The sequence below is a fragment of the Acinetobacter proteolyticus genome (assembly GCF_000367945.1).
Lineage (GTDB): Bacteria > Pseudomonadota > Gammaproteobacteria > Pseudomonadales > Moraxellaceae > Acinetobacter > Acinetobacter proteolyticus.
The window spans coordinates 2,898,067-2,918,916 of record NZ_KB849179.1 but is presented as its reverse complement, the minus strand read 5'-3'; the positions used below and the strand labels follow the sequence as shown (position 1 = coordinate 2,918,916).

Annotated in this window: 17 protein-coding genes, 1 tRNA gene and 1 pseudogene; 14 read left to right on the top strand and 5 right to left on the bottom strand. The window is 44.8% G+C overall.

Annotated elements, in window-relative coordinates:
• Positions 1–15: 15 nt before the first annotated feature.
• Both F993_RS03485 and F993_RS03490 read right to left on the bottom strand, forming a co-directional pair.
• The gene (locus F993_RS03485; RefSeq protein WP_004656629.1) at positions 16–1,017 is read right to left on the bottom strand and encodes a galactosyltransferase-related protein; all 1,002 of its coding nucleotides are present in this window, start codon (positions 1,015–1,017) and stop codon (positions 16–18) included.
• Positions 1,010–2,020, bottom strand: coding sequence for a CgeB family protein (locus F993_RS03490; RefSeq protein ID WP_004656628.1), 1,011 nt, complete (start codon positions 2,018–2,020; stop codon positions 1,010–1,012). Before F993_RS03490 ends, F993_RS03485 begins: the two co-directional genes overlap by 8 nt.
• Before the next feature lie 94 nt (positions 2,021–2,114).
• On the opposite strand from F993_RS03490, the gene F993_RS03495 reads away from it, so the two are divergent.
• Together F993_RS03495 and F993_RS03500 are read left to right on the top strand one after the other, a co-directional pair.
• A complete protein-coding gene (locus F993_RS03495) occupies positions 2,115–4,187 on the top strand; it encodes a capsular polysaccharide biosynthesis protein (protein ID WP_004656626.1) in 2,073 nt (690 codons plus the stop codon).
• A gap of 9 nt (positions 4,188–4,196) precedes the next feature.
• A complete protein-coding gene (locus F993_RS03500) occupies positions 4,197–5,384 on the top strand; it encodes a capsule biosynthesis protein (protein WP_004656624.1) in 1,188 nt (395 codons plus the stop codon).
• 47 nt (positions 5,385–5,431) lie between these two features.
• Here F993_RS03500 and F993_RS03505 read toward each other — a convergent pair whose 3' ends face one another.
• Positions 5,432–5,899 (bottom strand): Lrp/AsnC ligand binding domain-containing protein, encoded by a 468-nt coding sequence (locus tag F993_RS03505; protein ID WP_032812567.1) that lies wholly within the window; start codon positions 5,897–5,899, stop codon positions 5,432–5,434.
• 139 nt (positions 5,900–6,038) lie between these two features.
• Here F993_RS03505 and F993_RS03510 point away from each other — a divergent pair, with 139 nt between their 5' ends.
• The 4 genes and pseudogenes from F993_RS03510 (at position 6,039) to F993_RS0119795 (ending at position 10,417) form a co-directional block, all read left to right on the top strand.
• On the top strand, positions 6,039–7,295 hold the full coding sequence (locus F993_RS03510) for a D-amino acid dehydrogenase (RefSeq protein ID WP_004656619.1): 1,257 nt from the start codon (positions 6,039–6,041) through the stop codon (positions 7,293–7,295).
• A 23-nt stretch (positions 7,296–7,318) separates the two neighbouring features.
• Positions 7,319–8,422 (top strand): alanine racemase, encoded by a 1,104-nt coding sequence (gene alr / locus F993_RS03515; protein ID WP_004656616.1) that lies wholly within the window; start codon positions 7,319–7,321, stop codon positions 8,420–8,422.
• Positions 8,423–8,431: 9 nt separating this feature from the next.
• Positions 8,432–8,791, top strand: a complete 360-nt coding sequence (locus tag F993_RS03520) for a RidA family protein (protein ID WP_004656614.1) — start codon at positions 8,432–8,434, stop codon at positions 8,789–8,791.
• 191 nt (positions 8,792–8,982) lie between these two features.
• Positions 8,983–10,417: pseudogene (locus tag F993_RS0119795) on the top strand (amino acid permease).
• A gap of 65 nt (positions 10,418–10,482) precedes the next feature.
• On the opposite strand, the gene F993_RS03525 reads toward F993_RS0119795, so the two are convergent.
• Complete coding sequence (locus tag F993_RS03525) at positions 10,483–11,364, bottom strand: LysR family transcriptional regulator (protein WP_004656608.1); 882 nt, start codon at positions 11,362–11,364, stop codon at positions 10,483–10,485.
• Positions 11,365–11,529: 165 nt separating this feature from the next.
• Here F993_RS03525 and F993_RS03530 point away from each other — a divergent pair, with 165 nt between their 5' ends.
• The 8 genes from F993_RS03530 to F993_RS03565 all read left to right on the top strand — a co-directional run bounded on the left by F993_RS03530 (position 11,530) and on the right by F993_RS03565 (position 20,709).
• The gene (locus F993_RS03530) at positions 11,530–13,047 is read left to right on the top strand and encodes a CoA-acylating methylmalonate-semialdehyde dehydrogenase (RefSeq protein WP_004656605.1); all 1,518 of its coding nucleotides are present in this window, start codon (positions 11,530–11,532) and stop codon (positions 13,045–13,047) included.
• A 14-nt stretch (positions 13,048–13,061) separates the two neighbouring features.
• On the top strand, positions 13,062–13,952 hold the full coding sequence (mmsB, locus tag F993_RS03535; protein ID WP_004656604.1) for a 3-hydroxyisobutyrate dehydrogenase: 891 nt from the start codon (positions 13,062–13,064) through the stop codon (positions 13,950–13,952).
• A gap of 81 nt (positions 13,953–14,033) precedes the next feature.
• Complete coding sequence (locus F993_RS03540; protein WP_004656603.1) at positions 14,034–15,683, top strand: AMP-binding protein; 1,650 nt, start codon at positions 14,034–14,036, stop codon at positions 15,681–15,683.
• A gap of 10 nt (positions 15,684–15,693) precedes the next feature.
• Positions 15,694–16,821, top strand: coding sequence for an acyl-CoA dehydrogenase family protein (locus F993_RS03545; RefSeq protein ID WP_004656601.1), 1,128 nt, complete (start codon positions 15,694–15,696; stop codon positions 16,819–16,821).
• 21 nt (positions 16,822–16,842) lie between these two features.
• Positions 16,843–17,616, top strand: a complete 774-nt coding sequence (locus F993_RS03550) for an enoyl-CoA hydratase (protein WP_004656599.1) — start codon at positions 16,843–16,845, stop codon at positions 17,614–17,616.
• A 13-nt stretch (positions 17,617–17,629) separates the two neighbouring features.
• Complete coding sequence (locus F993_RS03555) at positions 17,630–18,655, top strand: enoyl-CoA hydratase/isomerase family protein (RefSeq protein WP_004656598.1); 1,026 nt, start codon at positions 17,630–17,632, stop codon at positions 18,653–18,655.
• A 117-nt stretch (positions 18,656–18,772) separates the two neighbouring features.
• Entirely contained in the window at positions 18,773–20,131 is a 1,359-nt protein-coding gene (locus F993_RS03560) for an MFS transporter (protein WP_004656597.1), read from the top strand.
• 206 nt (positions 20,132–20,337) lie between these two features.
• Positions 20,338–20,709, top strand: a complete 372-nt coding sequence (locus F993_RS03565; protein ID WP_004656595.1) for a rhodanese-like domain-containing protein — start codon at positions 20,338–20,340, stop codon at positions 20,707–20,709.
• A gap of 65 nt (positions 20,710–20,774) precedes the next feature.
• Here the strand turns inward: F993_RS03565 and F993_RS03570 are convergent.
• Positions 20,775–20,850 (bottom strand) — tRNA-Gly (locus F993_RS03570).

Sequence of the window (20,850 nt, the reverse complement as noted above, 5' to 3'; positions counted from 1 at the left end):
TTATTTGGGAGATTGCTATTTTCTCAATTTATGCCCTTGGATCTCAGCCCAAAGTGCTGAGTATTCAGGGCGGTTGAGAGAGTACTGTGTTAACAACTGACAGAATGCTTTCAATAGATAGGGTGGGGCTGTATCAATTAGCGTTCCATCTTCAATTTGTTGTTTAAGTTTCAGTTCAAAGCGCTGCTGATTCGCTTGCCGTTGTTGGTGGTAAAGGCTTTTTTTATCTTTTTCATGATGAATATGCAGGAAATATTCTTTTTGAAAGAGTTGCTCTAGCTGGCTCTCCGCCAAAATGGCTCGGAAACCTGTGGCCATCATCGGTGCTAGATAGGTTTCATCAAGCAACAAAGCAGGTTGATATGTAATTAAACCTTTATGCTGAAATAAGCGTAGCATGAAGTCAAAATCTTCATAACCATGTCCAATAAATTGCTCATCAAAACCTTCGATTGTTTGTACAGACTTTAAGTCAGTAATGATGATGGATGATGGAAAGGCCAAGTGCAAAATCAGGTCTCGCCTAAAGTCATAATAGGCCTGTTTAAACGCTGTTAAAGTCAGTCGCTTAACTTGTTTACTGCCCTTTTTACTCAAATACAAACATGGATACATGCATAACTGTGCAGGATGCTGTTGTACCTGAGCAAATGCATTGTGGATTTGCTCAAGATTGATATGAATATCGATATCAAGAAACATGACATAGTGTGTTTGTACTTGTGCCAATGCAATATTTCTTAGACGAGAAAGATGTCCACTGGCACTTGGATCAATCACCAACGTGATTTGTGGGCAGCCTGCAATCAGCTTTTTGAGTTGTTGCACTTGGCGTTCTGGTTGTGCATTACAACCTAAAATAAAACGAATGGGCTGGTCTTGTACTGCCGAAACCAGACACTTGATTCTTTGCAAAATATCACTACTACGATAGCTTAAGTCGATCGGAATGACGATGGATAAATCAACCCAGTCATGATCAGGTGTTTTCTTTTTCGAGAAAAAAAATTTAAGCATATAAATAAGGGTGATCGATTTGGCAGCTGTTTAGGATGTCTTTTAACCACTGTTTCACCGTATAGTGGGTGAATACATGATCACAAGCATAACGTATTTTTTCATGTTGTTGCTGACTTAATCCAAAGCTGAGTTGAGTAAATAATTCATCTGCCTGTTCCTGTGTTTCAACCACTTCACACAGGTCTGGAAATAAATTCTGGAGTGCAAGGCTTGGATTGCTGATCACCAAACGACCACAGGCCATCCCTTCAACCACTCTTCTGGAGAGCATGGTGGGCGAGGTGGTGACTGAGTTAACATTAATAATTTGTTGAAATTTACGCATAATATGTCCCGTCTCACGATAGGGAACAGAGTGTAAATATTCTGCTTTCAGTGTTTCGGGGAACTTATAATTCTTGTCTTTTTTGTCATCGTGTCGATTGATAATGCATAAGCCATGTGGGGCTGCAGCTTGAAATAAAATATCTTGCCATTCACGACGTTCCGGGAACATATGATGCATATAGCTACCCATAAACAAGCTGGAGCGAGACACCGCTTGGCTGATCGGCGCAGGGTAGTGAATTTTGGGCTGAAACGGAAAATTTAAATAATTAATTTTTGAGTCTGGGCACAAGTTTTGATAATTCGGGATAGATGCACGATCAGTAGTAAAAATAAAATCAAATAAGCGTGCAGAATCAATAAATTGATCAAAATGGTACGGGTCTTCCTTATTCCAGAAAATCGTTGGAATTTGATGTTTTTTAGCCCATTGAATCAGTGCTTTGACTTTATCATTATTACGGTTTGGATGTTCTGGATAGTCTGCAATATGGTATTGCCATTTTCGGTTCTGACCTAACCATGCAGATTCAACTAAAACAAAATCAATTTTTCCTGGGAAAAAATGATAAAACCAATGCTGGTATGAAATTAAATTTACATTTGCCTCTAGCTCAAGCGCAGTAAAAGTAAAATCATCCAAGACAGCCAAGATATTAATTGATTTTTCCATTAAAAAAACTTAATTTGAATTAGTGGTTTAGTTTCAAATTTCCCCTGCCATAGGTTAGAAAAATTTTTGAAAAGAATATGTGATATAATGGTAAATGAACTGCACCAACATTGTAAATGTTCATATGTTAGATTACATTCCTTTTGGGATTAAGAAAATATATTTTTTTAAAAACAATGATTTATACTGCTCATTGACTCAAGAGGTCAAAAAACGCACAAACACGAAAAATAATAAAATATTTTGGGGGTGGGGGCGTAAAAACAGTTTTAAAAAAGCCCAAATATTGGCTGCTGAGCAGCATGGTGTTGCCATGTGTGCAGAAGATGGCTTTATTCGTTCTTTAGGTCTAGGTAAAGCGGGCTATCAACCCCTTTCTGTCGTTTTAGACCAGTCAGGCATCTATTTTGATGCGACACAATCCTCAGATTTGGAAAAAATAATCTCTGGGTTATCACTTTCTAAAGATCAAGTATTACAAGCACAAACACTCATTCAGAAGATTTTGAATGCAGGTATCAGTAAATACAATTTACATTACCAATCACTTAAATCAAACCAGTTTCAGCAGCAAAAAAATATCCTTGTGGTTGATCAGACTGTGGGGGATCAATCGATTCGCTGTGCCATGGCTTCGGCAGAAAGTTTTAATCGCATGCTGCAACAAGCGCAAAGTGACCATCCTGACGCTCAGATCTGGGTCAAAATACATCCCGATGTGTTGGCTGGAAAAGCCAAGAGCCACTTTTCGCTTGAGCACCTCAAAGCACCCAATATCAAGCTACTGACAGAGAATTATAATCCGATTGAGTTGTGTAAACAGATGTCTGAAGTCTATGTGGTGAGTTCTCAATTGGGCTTTGAAGCATTATTGTGCGGCAAGCCTGTGCATTGCTTTGGCATACCATGGTATGCAGGTTGGGGATTAACGCAAGATCGCGTGCAATTACCTGAAGCCATTCAAAACCGTAGGCAGGTCTCGCGTAGCATTGAACAACTCTTCGTCGCCGCTTATTTACGCTATGCCAAATATGTTTCGCCTGTTTCTCAGCAGATCTGTGAATTGCAGGAAATTGTCGATACTCTGATTCCTAACATTGAATTTCAAAAACAAATCCCCGCTACAACTGTGGTGGCTTATGGTTTTAGTCGATGGAAGAAGAGCTTTATTAAAGATTTTCTGGCCTTTCCTCAGGTTGAGCTACGCTTTAAACACTGGCGTAAACCAGCTAAAGATCAAGCCATTGTGGCATGGGGGAAGAAGGCGGCATTACTCAAGCAACAAGGCTACCAACAGGTATGGACGGTTGAAGATGGCTTTCTTCGCTCTTTGGGACTCGGTGCTAAACTTATTAGGCCTTTTTCATTGGTCTTTGATGATGTTGGAATCTACTACGATGCCACGCGTCCATCACGTTTGGAACAGCTACTCAATCAGGTCAAACTTATTCCAGAACAACAGCAGCGTATTCAGTTGTTGGTACAGCAGATCATTCAAAATAAACTGACCAAATATAACGTCGGTCAGCAGTTATCAGAAGGCATTCAAGCACTTAATAATATTGAGAAAAAAATAATTTTAGTGGTGGGACAGGTGGAAGATGATTTGTCGATCCAACTGGGCGGAATCGATATTAAAACCAATCTGGCTTTGATCGAAGAAGTGCGAAAAAACCATCCCGATGCATATATTATTTATAAACCGCATCCTGACGTAGAAGAAGGTCTCAGAAAGGGTAAAATTGCATGGGATGAGATGAAGCATCTGGTCGATCAGGTTGAAAAAAACGTATCAATTATCACACTATTCGAATATATTGATGAACTGCACACAATCACCTCTTTATCTGGATTTGAAGCTCTGTTAAGAAACATTAAAGTATACTGTTATGGTATGCCGTTTTATGCAGGTTGGGGAGTTACAGTTGATCGACACACATGTGAACGGAGACAACGTAAGCTCTCGGTGGATGAGTTAGCGTTTAGTGTTTTGGTAGAATATCCTGTTTATAATTTACCTCAGACGCGTATATTACAGATTCCGTTGGTCACACCAGAACATGTGATGCAACAGATATGCAAATTACAGCAAACGGCCGAGAAATCTCCATCAAGCGTTTGGTCATGGATGTTTACACGCTTGCGTGAATTGAAAATAAAGTTTTAGGATTAGAGATTGTCTATATATCTAGATGAGCTATTGTCAGCCAAAAAAGTTGTGTTATTACAAGGTCCAATAGGCTCATTCTTCACAGATTTGTCAGACTGGCTTACAACCAAACAAATTGAGTGTTTTAAAGTCAATTTTAATGCGGGAGACTGGCGTTACTACCATTCTCGCCCGAATATTTGGCATTACCGGAAAAAATCAACCGATTTTGGCGCTTGGTTGTCTGAACACATTCAGCAAAATCAAATTGATGCCATTGTTTGTTTCGGAGATTGCCGTTTTTACCATCAACAGGCACATGCAGTTGCGCAACAGTTGCAGATCAAATTCTATGTGTTTGAGGAAGGCTATATTCGTCCAGATTACCTCACCTTCGAGGCAGATGGGGTTAATGACTTTTCGAATTTTAAACAACTTTTTTTAGCTGAAAATAATCAGGATGCGGTAGAGTTGCATCGCGAATCCAGTGATAACCATTATCACCTGATGCTGTGGAGCGGCTTCCAATATTATCTATGTTGGGCTTTGCTGTTCTGGCTTTATCCTTTTTATCGACATCATCGCGGTTATAACCCTGTGCAAGAGTTTGGCTACTGGTTTATGGCGATGTTGCGTCGCTTTAAAAATTCCTTAGTTGAGCCGAAGCGATTTGATGCCTTTATTCAGCAACACAGTAAGAATTATTTTATCTATACCCTGCAAGTACATAATGATTCACAGGTCCGTGTGCATAGTGATTACACCGATATTCGCGATTGTATTGTCGAGATTCTTCACTCTTTTGCGCAGCATGCCAACCCAGCGCATCATTTAGTCCTCAAGCATCATCCGATGGACCGTGGTTATCGCCAATATGCTCAGTTGATTCAAGACGTTTCAGCAAAACTGGGGGTAGAGGATCGTGTTCATTATTTCTGTGATATCCATTTGCCGACTTTATTAAAACATAGCCTCGGTTTGGTCACGATTAACAGTACGACAGGGATTCAGGCACTGTATCACCACATTCCTGTGAAAACGTTAGGGCGTTCTCTCTATGATCTGCCTGGGTTAACCGTACAAGGTGATCTGGATGCGTTCTGGTGTAATCCGATTCCACCTGATGAAGCCTATTTTCATCTATTCAGAGAAAAACTAATTGAAATTACCCAGTTAAATGGTGCCTATTACGGTAAAAATTTCTGGATGAAATAATAGAAAGCCCTTTCATCAAGGGCTTTTTTATAGCTTTGAATGCCGTACTACACGCCCACATCCAAATACAAAGACTCTTTTACTTCTTCCATCACCACATAACTATGTGAAGAGGCAGAGGCAGGCAGTTTTTTCAATAAATCACCTAACAGGCGGCGATAGGCACTCATTTCCTTTAAGCGTGCTTTAACCAGATAATCAAATTCACCTGAAATCAGATGGCATTCCAGCACTTCTGGAATATCGACCAAGTCCCGCGCCACCTGATCAAATACATCACCCGATTTGGCTGAAAGCTTGATCTCCAAAAACACCAACAAGTTGCGATCGACATATTCAGGATTGAGACGGGCGTAATAGCCCATGATGATACCTTCGCGCTCCAAACGCTTGACCCGTTCCGAGCAAGGCGTGGTAGACAGGTTGACCCGAGATGCCAGCTCGCTGATGGCAATCCGGCCCTCACGCTGCAAAATGTCTAAAATCAGGCGATCAATACGGTCTAATTTACGCATCATTTATTCCCTTTTATTTTCATTTTTTCGTGACGAAAATATGAAATTACCTAGATTATACCCATAAAATCAGTCAAAAAAACTATTGATCCAAAAATATACTAGTTAAATAACCTAGTGTGTGCTCGAGGGATCTATTATGCGCGTAATCGTTTTAGGAAGTGGCGTCATTGGTGTGGCAAGTGCTTATTATCTTGCACAACAAGGTGCGCAAGTGACGGTACTTGACCGTCAATCAGGACCTGCTAAAGAAACCAGTTTTGGTAATGCAGGTCAAATCTCCCCAGGATACTCAACCCCATGGGCAGCACCGGGTATTCCTTTTAAAGCCGTCAAGTGGATGTTCCAACATCATGCGCCATTAGCGATTAATATTGATGGCAGTATGTGGCAGCTGCAGTGGATGGCACAGATGCTGAAAAACTGTAATCCACAAAGCTATGCGGTCAACAAAGAACGCATGATGCGTGTGGCCGAATACAGCCGTGACTGCTTACGTGATTTAAGAGCACAAACTGGCATCAACTACGAAAACCGTTCGAAGGGCACTTTACAAGTGTTCCGTAATGACGCGCAACTTGAAGCGGTACAACGCGATATTCAAGTGTTGCAAGAATGCGGTGTTGATTTCGCTTTACTCAATGCCCAAGAACTGGCGAGTGTAGAGCCGGCTTTAGCCCATACCGATAAATTGGTCGGTGGCTTACATTTACCGAATGATGAAACCGGCGATTGTTATTTATTTACCAATGCCTTGGCAAAACTGGCACAAGAGCTAGGTGTGGAATTCAAGTTCGATCAAAATGTCGAAAATCTGATTGTTGAAGGCGATGAAATCAAAGGCGTCAAGGTCAATGGTGAGGTCCTCACCGCGGATCGTTATGTCTTGGCCTTTGGTAGTTACTCTCGTGACTTCCTGAAACCATTGGAACTGAATTTACCGGTTTATCCAGTCAAAGGTTATTCACTGACAATTCCGATTGTAGAGCCAAAACTTGCGCCACAATCAACGGTCTTGGATGAGACTTATAAAGTTGCGATTACCCGTTTTGATCAACGTATCCGTGTCGGTGGTATGGCTGAACTGAGCGGCTTCAATCTTGGATTGAATCAAGATCGTCGTGCCACCTTGGAAATGGTGACTCAAGATCTATTCCCGGGTGGTGACCTCGCTCAGGCCTCATTCTGGACAGGTTTACGTCCGATGACCCCAGACAGCACCCCGATTATTGGTGCGACCCAGTACAAGAATCTGTTCCTGAATACAGGGCACGGCACTTTAGGTTGGACCATGGCCTGTGGTTCAGGCAAATTGATCAGTGATCTGGTCATGAACCATCGCCCTGACATCAGTACCGATGGTTTGTCGATTCAACGTTATTCGCACGCCGCTTAATTGCACAGACAGGGAAGTTAATTATGCCTCGTCCAATTACTGCGGTGATCCATGCCCAAGCCTTACGCCAAAACCTTGCGGTGGTAAGGCAATCGGTTCCCAACAGCAAAGTGTTTGCGGTGGTCAAAGCCAATGCTTATGGGCATGGGATTGAACGTGTTTATGCATCTTTTAAAAGTGCGGATGGTTTTGCCTTGCTCGATTTGGACGAAGCAAAACGTCTGCGGGCTTTGGGCTGGACCGGTCCGATTTTATTGCTGGAAGGGGTTTTCTCTGCCCAAGACCTGTTTGATTGTGCTCAATACCAACTCAGTTTTACTGTACATAATACCCAACAGGTGGCTTGGATACAGCAGCATGCCTATCCTGCTCAATTCGATATTTTCCTCAAGATGAATAGTGGCATGAACCGTTTAGGGTTTAAACCACAACAATATCGTGACATTTGGCAGCAGTTGAGCCAGTCAGACAACATTGCCAGCATCACCCATATGATGCATTTCTCCGATGCCGATGGTGACCGTTTTGGTGAAACAGGCATTGACTATCAACTGCAGCAGTTCGACGCCGCAATTGCAGGTTTGCCTGGAGAAAGATCGGTCAGTAACAGTGCTGCAATCTTAAGATATCAAACTCAACTACAGTCGGATTATGTGCGTGGCGGCATCATGCTGTACGGCAGTTCGCCCGATTATCCCAAACATACCATTCAGGACTGGGGCCTTGCGCCGAGCATGAGCTTGCGCAGCGAGATTATTGCCGTGCAACAGCTCAATGCCAATGAAAGTGTCGGTTATGGTTCTAGCTATGTGGCCGAGCAACCGATCCGAATTGGCATCGTGGCCTGTGGCTATGCCGATGGTTATCAACGTATTTCAGCAACAGGAACCCCTGTTCTGGTCAATGGGATTCGGACCCAAATCATTGGACGGGTCAGCATGGATATGCTGGCGGTAGACCTTAGCCCAATCAACGATGCCGATGTTGGTAGTGAAGTGGTGCTTTGGGGTCAGTCCAGTTCAGGCACAGTTTTAGCCATTGATGAAGTGGCAGCAGGTTCAGGCACCATCGGTTATGAACTGATGTGTGGCGTGACTGCACGTGTTTCATTTATTACTCAGGAATAAGGATTTCTTATGTTTCATTCAGATATTCAAAAGCTCAATACCAATGAAGTCATGAGCGCAGTGACGGTCTTCAATCAAGTGGTGTATTTATCAGGACAAGTGCCTAAAAATGCGGACTTAGATATTGAAGGGCAAACCCGTGAAGTGTTGGCAACCATTGAACAACTTTTGGCTTCAGCAGGAACCGATAAATCACGTTTATTGTCTGCGCAATTATTTCTTAAAGACTTGTCCGATTTCCCTGTGGTGAATACCATCTGGATTGACTGGTTAAAAGGTCATGTTGCACCTTCGCGTGCCACCATTCAGGCAGACTTGGTCAATCCGAAGTGGTTGATTGAAATTGCAGTCGTTGCAGCACAAAAATAAAGCGATCCGCTTTATTTTTGTTTAAAAAATATAAAAAAAGAAGAAAAGTAACGTATTTGCAGTAGATAAAACGTAGTCAGATACGTATTTTCTTGCAATCGAAATGAGTCAGCCGTCTTTAAAAGACAGCTAGGGTATGGCGTATAAATCAAGTGCTGACTCATTTAGGAAAAAAGTAAAAGGAACTTTATATGACGGTTACATCTCATCAGTCAGAAGGCGAACAGTCGCCCCAAGACTTACAACGTAAACTCTCCAATCGCCATTTGCAGTTGATCGCCATCGGCGGTGCCATTGGTACAGGGCTCTTTATGGGCTCAGGCAAAACCATCTCTTTGGCAGGCCCATCAATTCTGTTTATTTACATGATTATTGGTGGCATGTTCTTCTTCTTAATGCGGGCGCTCGGTGAATTGTTACTTGCCAACCTGCATTACAAATCCTTTGTCGATATGGCGCATGATCTGATTGGACCATGGGCTGGCTATTACATGGGCTGGACCTATTGGTTGGGTTGTGCTGGTTGGTATTGCCGATCTAGCCGCCGTGATCAATTATCTCACCTTCTGGCTGCCCGAAGGCACCATGTTTACCCCAATTGGTCAGGCTGCCATTAGTGCAGGCTGCGTGCTGTTTGTGCTGTTCTTAAACCTGCTCACTGTGCGCCTATTTGGTGAAATTGAGTTCTGGTTTGCCCTGATCAAGATTTTGGCGATTATTGGCTTGATTGGTGTTGGTGGCTATATGATTTTTAGTCATTTTCAGGCACCGCATGGTGCTGTCGCTTCGCTCAGTAATGTTTGGTCGCATGGTGGTATGTTTCCAAAAGGTTTGGATGGCTTCTTGGCTGGTTTTCAGATCGCAGTCTTTGCCTTTGTCGGTGTGGAATTGATAGGAACTACCGCTGCTGAAACCAAAGATCCGCATAAGAATTTACCCAAGGCCATTAATGCGATTCCGATTCGGATTATTCTATTTTATGTATTGGCCTTGTTGGTGGTGATGTCAGTGACACCTTGGAACATTATCCGTGCCGATAAGAGTCCATTTGTCGAGTTGTTCCTGAATGCAGGGATTGTGACATCGGCCATCATCATGAATTTGGTCGTCCTGTCTTCGGTGATGTCTTCCATGAACAGTGGGGTGTTCTCGACCAGTCGGATGCTGTTTGGTTTATCTAAAGATGGTCAGGCACCAAATGCCTTTGGGCGTTTATCCAAAAGTGCCGTGCCTGCCAATGGTCTGATCTTCTCGTGTGTGTTCATCATGGGCGGGGCGGTGTTGCAATACTTTGTGCCGAATACTCTTGAAGCCTTCACTTTAGCCAGTTCACTGTGTGTGATTCTATTCATTAGTGTCTGGAGTCTGATCATGGTGTGTTATCTGCGCTACCGTAAATTACGTCCAGAACTGCATGCACAATCAAAGTTTAAAATGCCGGGTGGTGTATTCATGTCTTATATGGTGATTGCCTTCTTGTTATTTGCTTTGGTGATTTTGGCACTTGAGCCAGATACCTTAAAAGCCCTGTATGTTAGCCCATTGTGGGTGGTTATTTTGGCAGTGACCTACCAGCTGATGTATAAACCCCGCATGAAAAAATTGGGGCGTGAATTGACCCAATAGCCTATGCTGATAGGAGTAAAAAACCGATCTCCATTGATCGGTTTTTTATGGTCTAGCGATTGTGTTTAATCCACCAATAAATGCTGATATTGATCGGCCTGTTTACGTAGATAATCCCAGACCAGTTTAATACGGGGTTCATGTTGCAAATCGACAAAGGTCAGCATCCAAAAGGTATGGGTATAGCGCACCTGTTGCTCTAATACAGCTTCAAGCTCGGGTTTATCATCGGCCAAAAACTTGGGCAAAATGGCCAATCCTGCACCTGCACTTACGGCAATTTGTTGGGCTAAAATACTACTGCTGCGGAAGTTGGCATTCAGTTTCAAAGGTAAACGTTCCAGACAATATAGCTCAGGGCTATAGACCAGATCATCAATATAATTAACAAAACGATGTGGGGTTAAATCCTGCAAATGCCGAATTGGTGGATGCTGCGTCAGATAGCTTTTGCTGCCGTAAATTTTTAAACAATAGTCGGACAAGCGCGTGATGATATAGGGCCCTGAAGTTGGGCGCTCAATTGAAACCACAATATCTGCTTCACGATGCGACAGTTTGATCATTTTCGGCACGGGAATAAGGTCGATGGTCAGCAATGGGTATTGCATGGAAAACTCGGCCAGTAAGCGTGCCAGAAAGGCGGTGCCGAAGCCTTCAGGTGTGCCAATTCGCACACGACCTTGCAATGGCTGATCGGGCTTTTCAATTTGCAGAAAGGCATATTCCATTTGCTCAACCCGTGGCACTAACGCCATGCCTTCCAGCGTCAGCTCATAGCCCGAGGCTTCACGTTTAAATAAGGTCACTCCTAAAGTTTGTTCTAAGGCTTGAATCCGCCGTGCCACAGTACTGTGTTCCACGCCGATGATCCGTGCCGCATTGGTCAAGGTTTTGGTACGTGCCAGTACTAAAAAAAACTGTAGATGATCCCAATCCACTTTCATTATTATGGTCTTCCTTGTGCATATTTGCACAACGATCGTGCATTAATTTGCGTTGGTGGTCAAAGCTTTCTTTGCTAGTCTCGAATAAAACCTGAATAAAGAAAATACGACGATCGATATTTTCTGAACACTGAACACAATAAAAATACGGCCTATGGAGAGGTTATGAACACAATCCAAAATATTCAATTGGAAACAGCCAAGTTACTCATTAATGGCAGTTTTATCGAATCTGAAACCCAACAATGGCAAGACATTATTAATCCTGCTACACAGGAGGTGATTGGTCGTGTGCCATTTGCGACGGTGCAGGAAGTCGATGCGGCAATTCAGTCTGCACAAGCAGCATTTGCTTCTTGGCGTCAAACCCCGATTCAGGCACGTATGCGTATCATGCTGAAGCTGCAAGACTTGATTCGTGCCAATATGAAAGCAATTGCACAGGTGCTGACGGCTGAACAAGGCAAGACTTTGGCCGATGCGGAAGGTGATATTCAACGTGGTCTGGAAGTGGTTGAGCATGCCTGTTCAGTCGGTACTTTGCAGATGGGTGAATACGTTGAAGGCGTGGCACGTGGCGTAGATACCTATACTGTGCAGCAGCCTTTGGGTGTGTGCGCAGGCATTACCCCATTTAACTTCCCGGCCATGATTCCATTGTGGATGTTCCCGATGGCAATTGTCTGTGGCAATACCTTTGTGTTGAAGCCTTCTGAACAAGATCCTCTTTCGACCATGATGTTGGTGGAACTGGCGATTCAGGCAGGTATTCCAGCAGGGGTACTGAATGTGGTACATGGTGGTAAAGAGGTGGTTGATCGCCTGTGTACGCATTCTGATATTAAAGCGATTTCCTTTGTCGGTTCGACCGCGGTCGGAACCCATGTGTATAACCTTGCAGGACAACATGGCAAACGTGTGCAGTCGATGATGGGGGCGAAAAACCATGTCGCGGTAATGCCAGATGCCAATAAAGAACAAACGCTGAATGCTTTAGTCGGTGCAGCTTTTGGTGCAGCCGGGCAACGTTGTATGGCATTGTCAGTGGCAGTGATGGTTGGTGACAGCAAGCATTGGGTACCAGAACTGGTCGAAAAGGCCAAGACTTTAAAGGTCAATGCAGGACATGAACCGAATACCGATATTGGTCCTGTGATTTCACAACGTGCCAAAGCCCGTGTACTGGATTTGATCAATAGTGGTGTCGAGCAAGGCGCAGAACTGTTACTGGATGGTCGTGATGTTCAGGTGCTGGGTTATGAGGACGGTAATTTTGTCGGTGCGACCATTTTCAGTGGTGTAAATACTGACATGCGCATTTATAAAGAAGAAATCTTTGGCCCTGTGTTGGCGATTATTTGTGTCGATACGCTTGAACAGGCAATTGCGTTGATCAATGCCAATCCATTTGGTAATGGTGTCGGTCTATTCACCCAAAGTGGTGCAACTGCACGGACTTTCCAGAACCTGATTGATATCGGTCAAGTCGGTATCAATATCCCAATTCCTGTGCCTGTACCGTTCTTTAGCTTTACCGGTTCACGTGGTTCTAAACTGGGTGATTTGGGCCCTTATGGTAAACAGGCGGTGCAGTTCTATACTCAAACCAAAACCATTACCAGTCGCTGGTTTGAAGACAGTCACGAAGTGGGCAGTGTCAACACCACCATCAGTTTACGTTAATAAGGGGATCATGGATGAATATCGCCTTTATCGGTCTAGGCAATATGGGCGGCAGAATGGCCCAAAACCTGCTCAAAGCTGGATTGACAGTCTATGGTTATGATCTTAGCGAAGTGGCCATTCAGCACTTTGCTGAGGCAGGTGGTGTGGTGTGTGACAGCCCGCAAGCAGCAGCGAAACAAGCTGATGTGCTGATCAGCATGTTACCTGCGGCCAAACATGTCAAAGAAGTCTATCTCGGTGAAAATGGAGTACTTGAAGTACTGAAAGCAGGCAGCTTATGTATTGATAGCAGTACCATTGACCCACAAACCATCAAGGACATTGCTGCGGTTGCCCAAAGTAAAAATATCCATATTTGCGATGCACCTGTTTCAGGCGGCACCATTGGTGCACAAGCGGGCACGCTGACCTTTATGGTCGGTGCCAATGATCAGACTTTTGATGAAGTCAAACCCGTACTCAGTCACATGGGCAAAAACGTGGTGCATTGCGGGGAGGTGGGTGCAGGTCAAATTGCCAAAATCTGCAATAACTTGATTCTGGGAATTTCTATGGCTGCCGTGGCAGAAGGCATGGCACTCGGTGCCAAACTGGGCATTGATCCAAAAGCCTTGGCTGGGGTGATTAACACCTCAAGTGGTCGTTGCTGGAGTTCTGAAGTGTGTAATCCATGGCCACAGATTAATGAAAATGCACCCGCTTCGCGTGGCTATCAAGATGGTTTTGCCACGCAGTTGATGTTGAAAGACTTGGGGCTTGCGGTAGAAGCGGCTGGGCAAGTTCAACAACCGATTGTATTGGGTGGGATGGTGCAGCAGCTGTATCAGCAAATGTGTATGCGCGGTAATGCGCATCTTGATTTTTCCAGCATTATTCAACAATACCTGCCGCCAGAGGCATAACAGCTACAGCCAAAGGATGGCTTTTATCAAAAAATTAAACCCTGTCATGAAGAACAATCAAACCAGACTGAGGGAACACAGATGTTGAATTATAAAGAGACGGTACAGGCTTTTGATCTGCACAGTACAGCAACACAGATGCTGTCAGGTTCAGTCGATGCATTGAATGCCTGTTATGAATGTTGTGATCGCCATGCGCATGACGACAAGATCGCGTTGTATTGGCAAGGCAAAGATGGTCGAAAAGAACAATACACTTTTCGCCAGTTACAGCAATGGTCGAGTCAATTTGCCAATTTCTTAAAATCGCAGGGTGTAAAAGCAGGTGATCGTATTTCAGGATTACTGCCGAGAACACCAGAGTTGCTGGTGACGATTTTCGCCGCTTGGCGAATTGGTGCGGTATATCAACCGTTGTTTACTGCATTTGGGCCAAAGGCAATCGAGCATCGTCTGCAACTGGCACAAAGTAAGTTGGTGGTGACAGATACAGGTAACCGCAGCAAACTAGATGAAGTTGAGCGTTGTCCCGCAATTGTCACAGTTGCAGATCAGCAAGCGACCCAGTTAAATCCAGAGGACTTTAATTTCTGGAATGAAGTACAGCAGCAACCTGAGCACTGTGACTTGGTCATGCGAACCCTGCAAGATCCATTTTTATTGATGTTTACGTCAGGAACCACAGGACCCGCCAAACCTTTAGAAGTGCCGTTAAAAGCCTTACTGGCCTTTGCTCGCTATATGCAAGATGCGGTTGGTTTAAGGGAAGAGGATTCATTCTGGAATATTGCCGATCCAGGATGGGCATATGGCCTGTACTTCGGTATTACTGGTCCCTTATTTTTAGGGCATGCCATCTTGTTCTATGACGGTGGTTTTAGCACGGACAGCCTGTGTCAAATTGTGAAGGATTATCAGATTACCAATCTGGCGGGGGCACCTACAGCTTACCGCATGATGATGGCGGCTGATCCTGCTCAGATGGCCGCGTTAAAAGGCCAGTTCCGAGTAGTGAGTAGTGCAGGTGAACCGCTAAATCCAGAAGTGATCCGTTGGTTTAAACAGGTGTTGGATGCGCCGATCTATGATCATTATGGGCAAACTGAAGTGGGCATGGTGGTGTGCAATCACCATGGTTTAAGCCATGAGGTTCGTGCTGGTTCAGCGGGTTTTGCCAGTGCAGGCTATCGTGTTGCCGTGGTGAATGAGCAAGGCGAAGAATTGCCTGCAGATACGCCGGGAATTTTAGCGGTCGATATCAGCCAATCCCCGATGATGTGGTTTGGTGGCTATCATGAAACCCGTAAATCGCCTTTTATTGGTCAGTACTATTTGACGGGTGATACTGCCGAGTTGCATGCCGACGGCAGCATGAGTTTTGTCGGACGCAGTGATGATGTGATCACCACTTCGGGCTATCGGATTGGCCCCTTTGATGTGGAAAGTGCCTTACTCGAACATGATGCGGTGGTTGAAGCAGCGGTCATCGGGGTACCTGATCCAGAGCGGACCGAGGTGGTGAAAGCCTTTGTGATTTTATCGGCAGGCATTCAGCCTTTAGAGCAATTGGCTGAGGAATTGAGTCAGTTTGTGAAAAAACGTCTGTCTGCACATGCTTATCCACGCTTGGTTGAGTTCGTCACTGAACTGCCAAAAACGCCAAGTGGCAAAATTCAGCGCTTTTTATTACGTCATCAGGAAATTGCCAAACAGCAAGCGAAAGCAGGTTAAGGAAGATAAGATGCAATTAACTGAAGAACAAAACTTAATTCGTGATATGGCGAAAAGCTTCGCCCAAGAGCAAATTAAACCGAATGCCAGTGATTGGGATCGACATGGCACTTTTCCCAAAGCCGCATTGGCACAAATGGGCCAACTCGGCTTTATGGGCATGTTGATTCCTGAGCAATGGGGTGGTTCTGACACAGGTAATCTCGCTTATGTCTTGGCGCTTGAGGAAGTGGCCGCAGCCGATGGTGCTACCTCAACCATCATGAGCGTGCATAACTCGGTGGGCTGTGTGCCGATTTTAAAATTTGGTAGCGATGAGCAAAAACAACGCTTTTTAAAACCCTTGGCACAAGGTGAAATGATCGGTGCTTTTGCCCTGACTGAACCGCATACCGGTTCGGATGCGGCAGCGATTAAAACCCGTGCCGTGAAAGATGGCGATGATTATATTCTCAATGGTGCCAAACAATTTATTACTTCGGGTGACAATGCGGGCGTGATTATCGTATTTGCCGTGACTGATCCCAATGCAGGTAAAAAGGGCATCAGTGCCTTCCTCGTGCCACGCGAGACACCCGGTTATGAGGTGATTCGCGTCGAAGAAAAACTCGGTTTACATGCCTCCGATACCTGTCAGATTGCCCTGACTGATGTGCGTATTCATAAGAGCCTGATGTTGGGTGCTGAAGGTGAGGGGCTGAAAATTGCGCTTGCCAATCTGGAAGGTGGTCGTATTGGTATTGCGGCACAGGCGGTCGGGTTGGCACGTGCAGCATTGGAAGAAGCCACGCGTTATGCCAAAGAGCGTTTGACCTTTGGCAAGCCAATTTTTGAGCATCAAGCACTGGCTTTTCGCCTTGCCAGTATGGCCACCGAAATCGAAGCGGCTCGACAACTGGTGCATTATGCTGCACGTCTCAAAGAAGCAGGGCAACCCTGTCTCAATGAAGCTTCCATGGCCAAGTTGTTTGCCTCGGAAATGACCGAACGCGTCTGTTCAGCCGCGTTACAGGTGTTTGGCGGCTATGGCTATCTGAAAGATTTTCCGATTGAACGCATCTATCGTGATGCTCGAATTTGTCAGATTTATGAAGGCACTAGCGATATTCAACGCTTAGTGATCGCACGTAGCTTATAACCAGAGAACAAGGAATCGATGATGCAGTGGCAAACCATTTTATTAGAAAAACGCAATGGTGTGGGGCTGATTACGCTGAATCGTCCGCAAGCCCTGAATGCGCTGAATAGTGAATTGATTAGCGAAGTGAATCAGGCTTTAGATGAATTGGAAAAAGATCGCGAGATTGGCTGTATGGTGTTGGCAGGCTCGGAAAAGGCCTTTGCCGCAGGTGCAGACATTAAGGAAATGGCCGAGCTGAATTTTCCCGATATTTATTTTGATGATTTTTTCCATCTTGCCGATCGTATCGCGCAACGCCGTAAACCGTTGATTGCAGCAGTTAGTGGCTATGCGCTTGGCGGCGGTTGTGAGTTGGCCCTGATGTGTGACTTTATCTATTGTGCCGACAATGCCAAGTTTGGTTTACCTGAAGTGACTTTGGGTGTGATTCCAGGGATTGGCGGCACGCAACGTCTAACCCATGCAATTGGTAAAGCCAAAGCCATGGAAATGTGCTTTACCGCGCGGCAGATGGGCGCAGTCGAAGCTGAACAAAGCGGGCTGGTAGCACGTGTGTTTGGTAAAGAACAATTACTGGAACAAACCCTGCAAGCCGCAGAGAACATTGCTGCACGCTCTTTAACGGCCAACATGATGCTGAAAGAAAGCATTAATCGAGCCTTTGAAGTCAATCTGTCCGAAGGCTTACGTTTTGAAAGACGGATGTTCCACTCTATTTTTGCCACATCGGATCAGAAAGAAGGTATGCAGGCTTTTGTGGAAAAACGTCAGGCCAAATTTAAAAATCGATAAGAGATCAACAACAATGAATATCGAAAATCAGTTAATGATTGAGCAAAAGGGTGGTCTTGGCCTGATGAGCTTAGATCGGGTCAAACATTTAAATGCCTTGTCACTGGAGATGATTGAGGGTATCTGTAGTCAACTGGAGTTGTGGCGTTATGATGCAGCAATTCAGGCGGTCTTGATCAAATCGAATAGCCCCAAAGCCTTCTGTGCCGGTGGGGATATTCGCTATCTATATGATAGCTATAAAAATGATACGGCTGATTATAAGGGCTATTTTAGCGCCGAATATAAGATGCTGAACCTGCTGCGTGACTATGCAAAGCCTGTGGTCGTAGTGCTCGATGGTTATGTGCTGGGCGGTGGTTTTGGCTTAGCACAAGCCTGTCATATTGTGGTGAGCAGTGAAAAATCCAGATTTGCAATGCCTGAAACTGCGATTGGCTTTTTCCCTGATGTCGGTGCGACCCATTTCCTGTCTCGACTGGATGATATTGGGGTTTATCTGGCCATTACGGGGGAGCAGATCAGCAGCAGTGACGCGCTTTATTTGGATTTGATCGACTACCATGTACCGAGTGACAAGCTACAAGCCCTGCAAGACACGTTGATCAATGAACCGAATCTAAGCAAACAAAATATTGAGCATATTGTTGCGTGCTTTATTACTCGACCTGCTGAAAGTGAACTGAAACAGTTGGCAGATGGCATTCGCAGACATTTTGGTTTTCAGCATTTGGACGAAATTGAGCAAAGCCTTGCGAATGAGCAGGAGGAGCAATTGCAGCCTTGGGCAGAAAAAATGCTCAACATCTTGCAACAGCGGTCATTCATTGCCAAACAAACTAGTTTGAAACTACAACATTTAGGCCGTGGTCTTTCCTTGCCACAATGCATGCAACTAGAGCGAGACCTACAAGATATCTGGTTTGAACACGGTGATTTTATTGAAGGGGTACGTGCTCTGATTGTGGACAAAGACAAACAGCCGCAATGGCAACAACGTAACCCAGAGCTGGAACAGATTCTGGAAAAACTCAGCTAAATCCAATCATGCATATTGACTCATCGAAGGAGTAGTAAAACGTCTGACATGCTGATGGTCAGGATTGATGATCAGCAAAAAATATAAAACAAGAAGATCCAAGAAAGGAACATGATGATGCAAACAATACATGGAAACGGTTCATCTGCTAAAAAGTCCTCTCATCGCTTGGCGGGTATCTCAAGTATGGTAGGCACCACCATTGAGTGGTATGACTTTTTTATCTACGGTGCGGCAGCAGCTTTAATTTTTAATAAATTGTTTTTCCCTAACCTTGATCCGTTGACGGGTGTGCTTGCCGCATTCGCTACCTATGCGGTGGGATTCATTGGGCGACCGTTGGGTGGTCTGGTATTTGGGCATTTTGGTGACAAGATCGGGCGAAAATCGATGTTATTGCTCACCTTGATGTTGATGGGGATTCCAACGGTCCTGATTGGTCTGTTACCCACTTATGAGTCGATTGGCTATTGGGCTGCCATCTGCTTGGTGATCCTGAGATTTATCCAAGGTATGGCCATGGGCGGCGAGTGGGGCGGTGCCGTGTTAATGGCGGTTGAACATGCGCCAGAAGGTAAAAAGGGCTTTTGGGGCAGTCTGCCTCAAGCCAGTACTGGCGGTGGCTTAATGCTGGCCTCGATTGCATTAGGATTGGTGTCTTTACTCCCCGAACAGGCCCTATTTAGTTGGGGCTGGCGGATTCCGTTTCTTGCCAGCATCGTATTACTGGCAGTCGGTTGGTACATCCGAGTCAAAGTGCCCGAGTCGCCCGACTTTGAAAAAGTGAAGCAGCAGGCGGAAGAAGTTAAAGTCCCTGCTTTACAGGTCTTTAAAAACCATCCGAAGCAACTGATCACCATTATTGTGGCACGTGCGGCTGAAAATGCATGGTTTTATATTGCCTCGACCTTTACTTTGGCCTATACCACCACACAGTTGGGGATTGCCAGACAAGAGATCCTATTTGCCACCATTTGTGGCGCCATTGTGATTATATTTATGACCCCATTATGTGGACATTTGTCCGATAAAGTCGGTCAGCGTAATATGTTTATGTTTGGCCTATGTGTACTGGCGTTGTATAGCTATCCATTTTTTAGCATGCTCAATACCAAAGACCCTGTGTTGGTCTGGACTGCAATCGTGTTGGCAATTGGTGTGGTGTTTCCGATTATGTACGCACCGCAAGCGCAACTGTTTGCGCGGCAGTTTCCGGCAGAAATTCGCTATAGCGGTATCTCGATTTCGGTGCAGTTGGCTGGGGTATTGGGTGGCGGGTTGGCGCCGTTGATTGCCACGAAACTGCTCAGTGTCGGTAATGGCAGCCCTTATCTGATCATGATGTATATTGGCAGTATGGCGGTGATTGCGATTATCTCGACCACCTTTATGCCACGGGATCGAATACTGGCGGGGATGCAAACCGAGCGCAAAAAAACTGTGAATGTGCAAACCAAGGTCACAGAATCATCTTAGTGAAAAGACATTAATCTAAAAAGGTGTTTCCAAATAATTGGAAGCGCCTTTTTCTTTGACGGCTTTAAAAGGTTCCACGTGGAGCATCAAATATTTAGGCATGGAGCTATTTTTAAGCTTTGTTGCAAAGTGTGTTTATTCAGGCTTATTTAAATTGAAATGCGTTAGTATTTTGAGTGGATCCATATAAAGGAAGGATAATTAGAATGAACACAGTTGCTGAATGGGTTAAACAGGCAAAATCTGAGATTGAAAATCTGAGCCCAGATCAGGTTGAACAAGAATTAGCCTCAGGACAGGCAGTTCTGATTGATGTACGAGATGCAGAAGAGCGCGTTGCAGGAACAATTCCAAGTGCATTGCATATCTCCCGTGGTACTTTAGAGTTTGCTGCTGATCCGAGTAGTCCGATGTATAAGTCTGAATTACAACCGAATACTAGAACCATTCTACATTGTGCAGGAGGTGGACGTTCGGCCTTGGCAGTGAAGACTTTGCAGGCTTTGGGTTATCACAATGTGGCGCATTTAGAGGGTGGCTTTAAAGCATGGGTCGATGCGAATAAACCAGTGGTTTAATCGTGCATCTTAACTAAAGCACAAGAAAAAAAGCCCTAATCTTTCGACTAGGGCTTTTTTGAATCTGGAGCGGGAAAGGAGACTCGAACTCCCGACCCCAACCTTGGCAAGGTTATGCTCTACCAACTGAGCTATTCCCGC

Excerpts from the sequence above, each read along its gene's own strand:
- mmsB (WP_004656604.1), top strand. The coding sequence starts at position 13,062 with ATGAATATCGCCTTTATCGGTCTAGGCAATATGGGCGGCAGAATGGCC.
- F993_RS03555 (WP_004656598.1), top strand. The coding sequence starts at position 17,630 with ATGAATATCGAAAATCAGTTAATGATTGAGCAAAAGGGTGGTCTTGGC.
- F993_RS03545 (WP_004656601.1), top strand. The coding sequence starts at position 15,694 with ATGCAATTAACTGAAGAACAAAACTTAATTCGTGATATGGCGAAAAGC.
- F993_RS03560 (WP_004656597.1), top strand. The coding sequence starts at position 18,773 with ATGCAAACAATACATGGAAACGGTTCATCTGCTAAAAAGTCCTCTCAT.
- F993_RS03495 (WP_004656626.1), top strand. The coding sequence starts at position 2,115 with ATGAACTGCACCAACATTGTAAATGTTCATATGTTAGATTACATTCCT.
- F993_RS03490 (WP_004656628.1), bottom strand. The coding sequence starts at position 2,020 with ATGGAAAAATCAATTAATATCTTGGCTGTCTTGGATGATTTTACTTTT.
- F993_RS03540 (WP_004656603.1), top strand. The coding sequence starts at position 14,034 with ATGTTGAATTATAAAGAGACGGTACAGGCTTTTGATCTGCACAGTACA.
- F993_RS03525 (WP_004656608.1), bottom strand. The coding sequence starts at position 11,364 with ATGAAAGTGGATTGGGATCATCTACAGTTTTTTTTAGTACTGGCACGT.
- F993_RS03510 (WP_004656619.1), top strand. The coding sequence starts at position 6,039 with ATGCGCGTAATCGTTTTAGGAAGTGGCGTCATTGGTGTGGCAAGTGCT.
- F993_RS03550 (WP_004656599.1), top strand. The coding sequence starts at position 16,843 with ATGCAGTGGCAAACCATTTTATTAGAAAAACGCAATGGTGTGGGGCTG.
- F993_RS03565 (WP_004656595.1), top strand. The coding sequence starts at position 20,338 with ATGAACACAGTTGCTGAATGGGTTAAACAGGCAAAATCTGAGATTGAA.
- alr (WP_004656616.1), top strand. The coding sequence starts at position 7,319 with ATGCCTCGTCCAATTACTGCGGTGATCCATGCCCAAGCCTTACGCCAA.
- F993_RS03520 (WP_004656614.1), top strand. The coding sequence starts at position 8,432 with ATGTTTCATTCAGATATTCAAAAGCTCAATACCAATGAAGTCATGAGC.
- F993_RS03505 (WP_032812567.1), bottom strand. The coding sequence starts at position 5,899 with ATGCGTAAATTAGACCGTATTGATCGCCTGATTTTAGACATTTTGCAG.
- F993_RS03485 (WP_004656629.1), bottom strand. The coding sequence starts at position 1,017 with ATGCTTAAATTTTTTTTCTCGAAAAAGAAAACACCTGATCATGACTGG.
- F993_RS03530 (WP_004656605.1), top strand. The coding sequence starts at position 11,530 with ATGAACACAATCCAAAATATTCAATTGGAAACAGCCAAGTTACTCATT.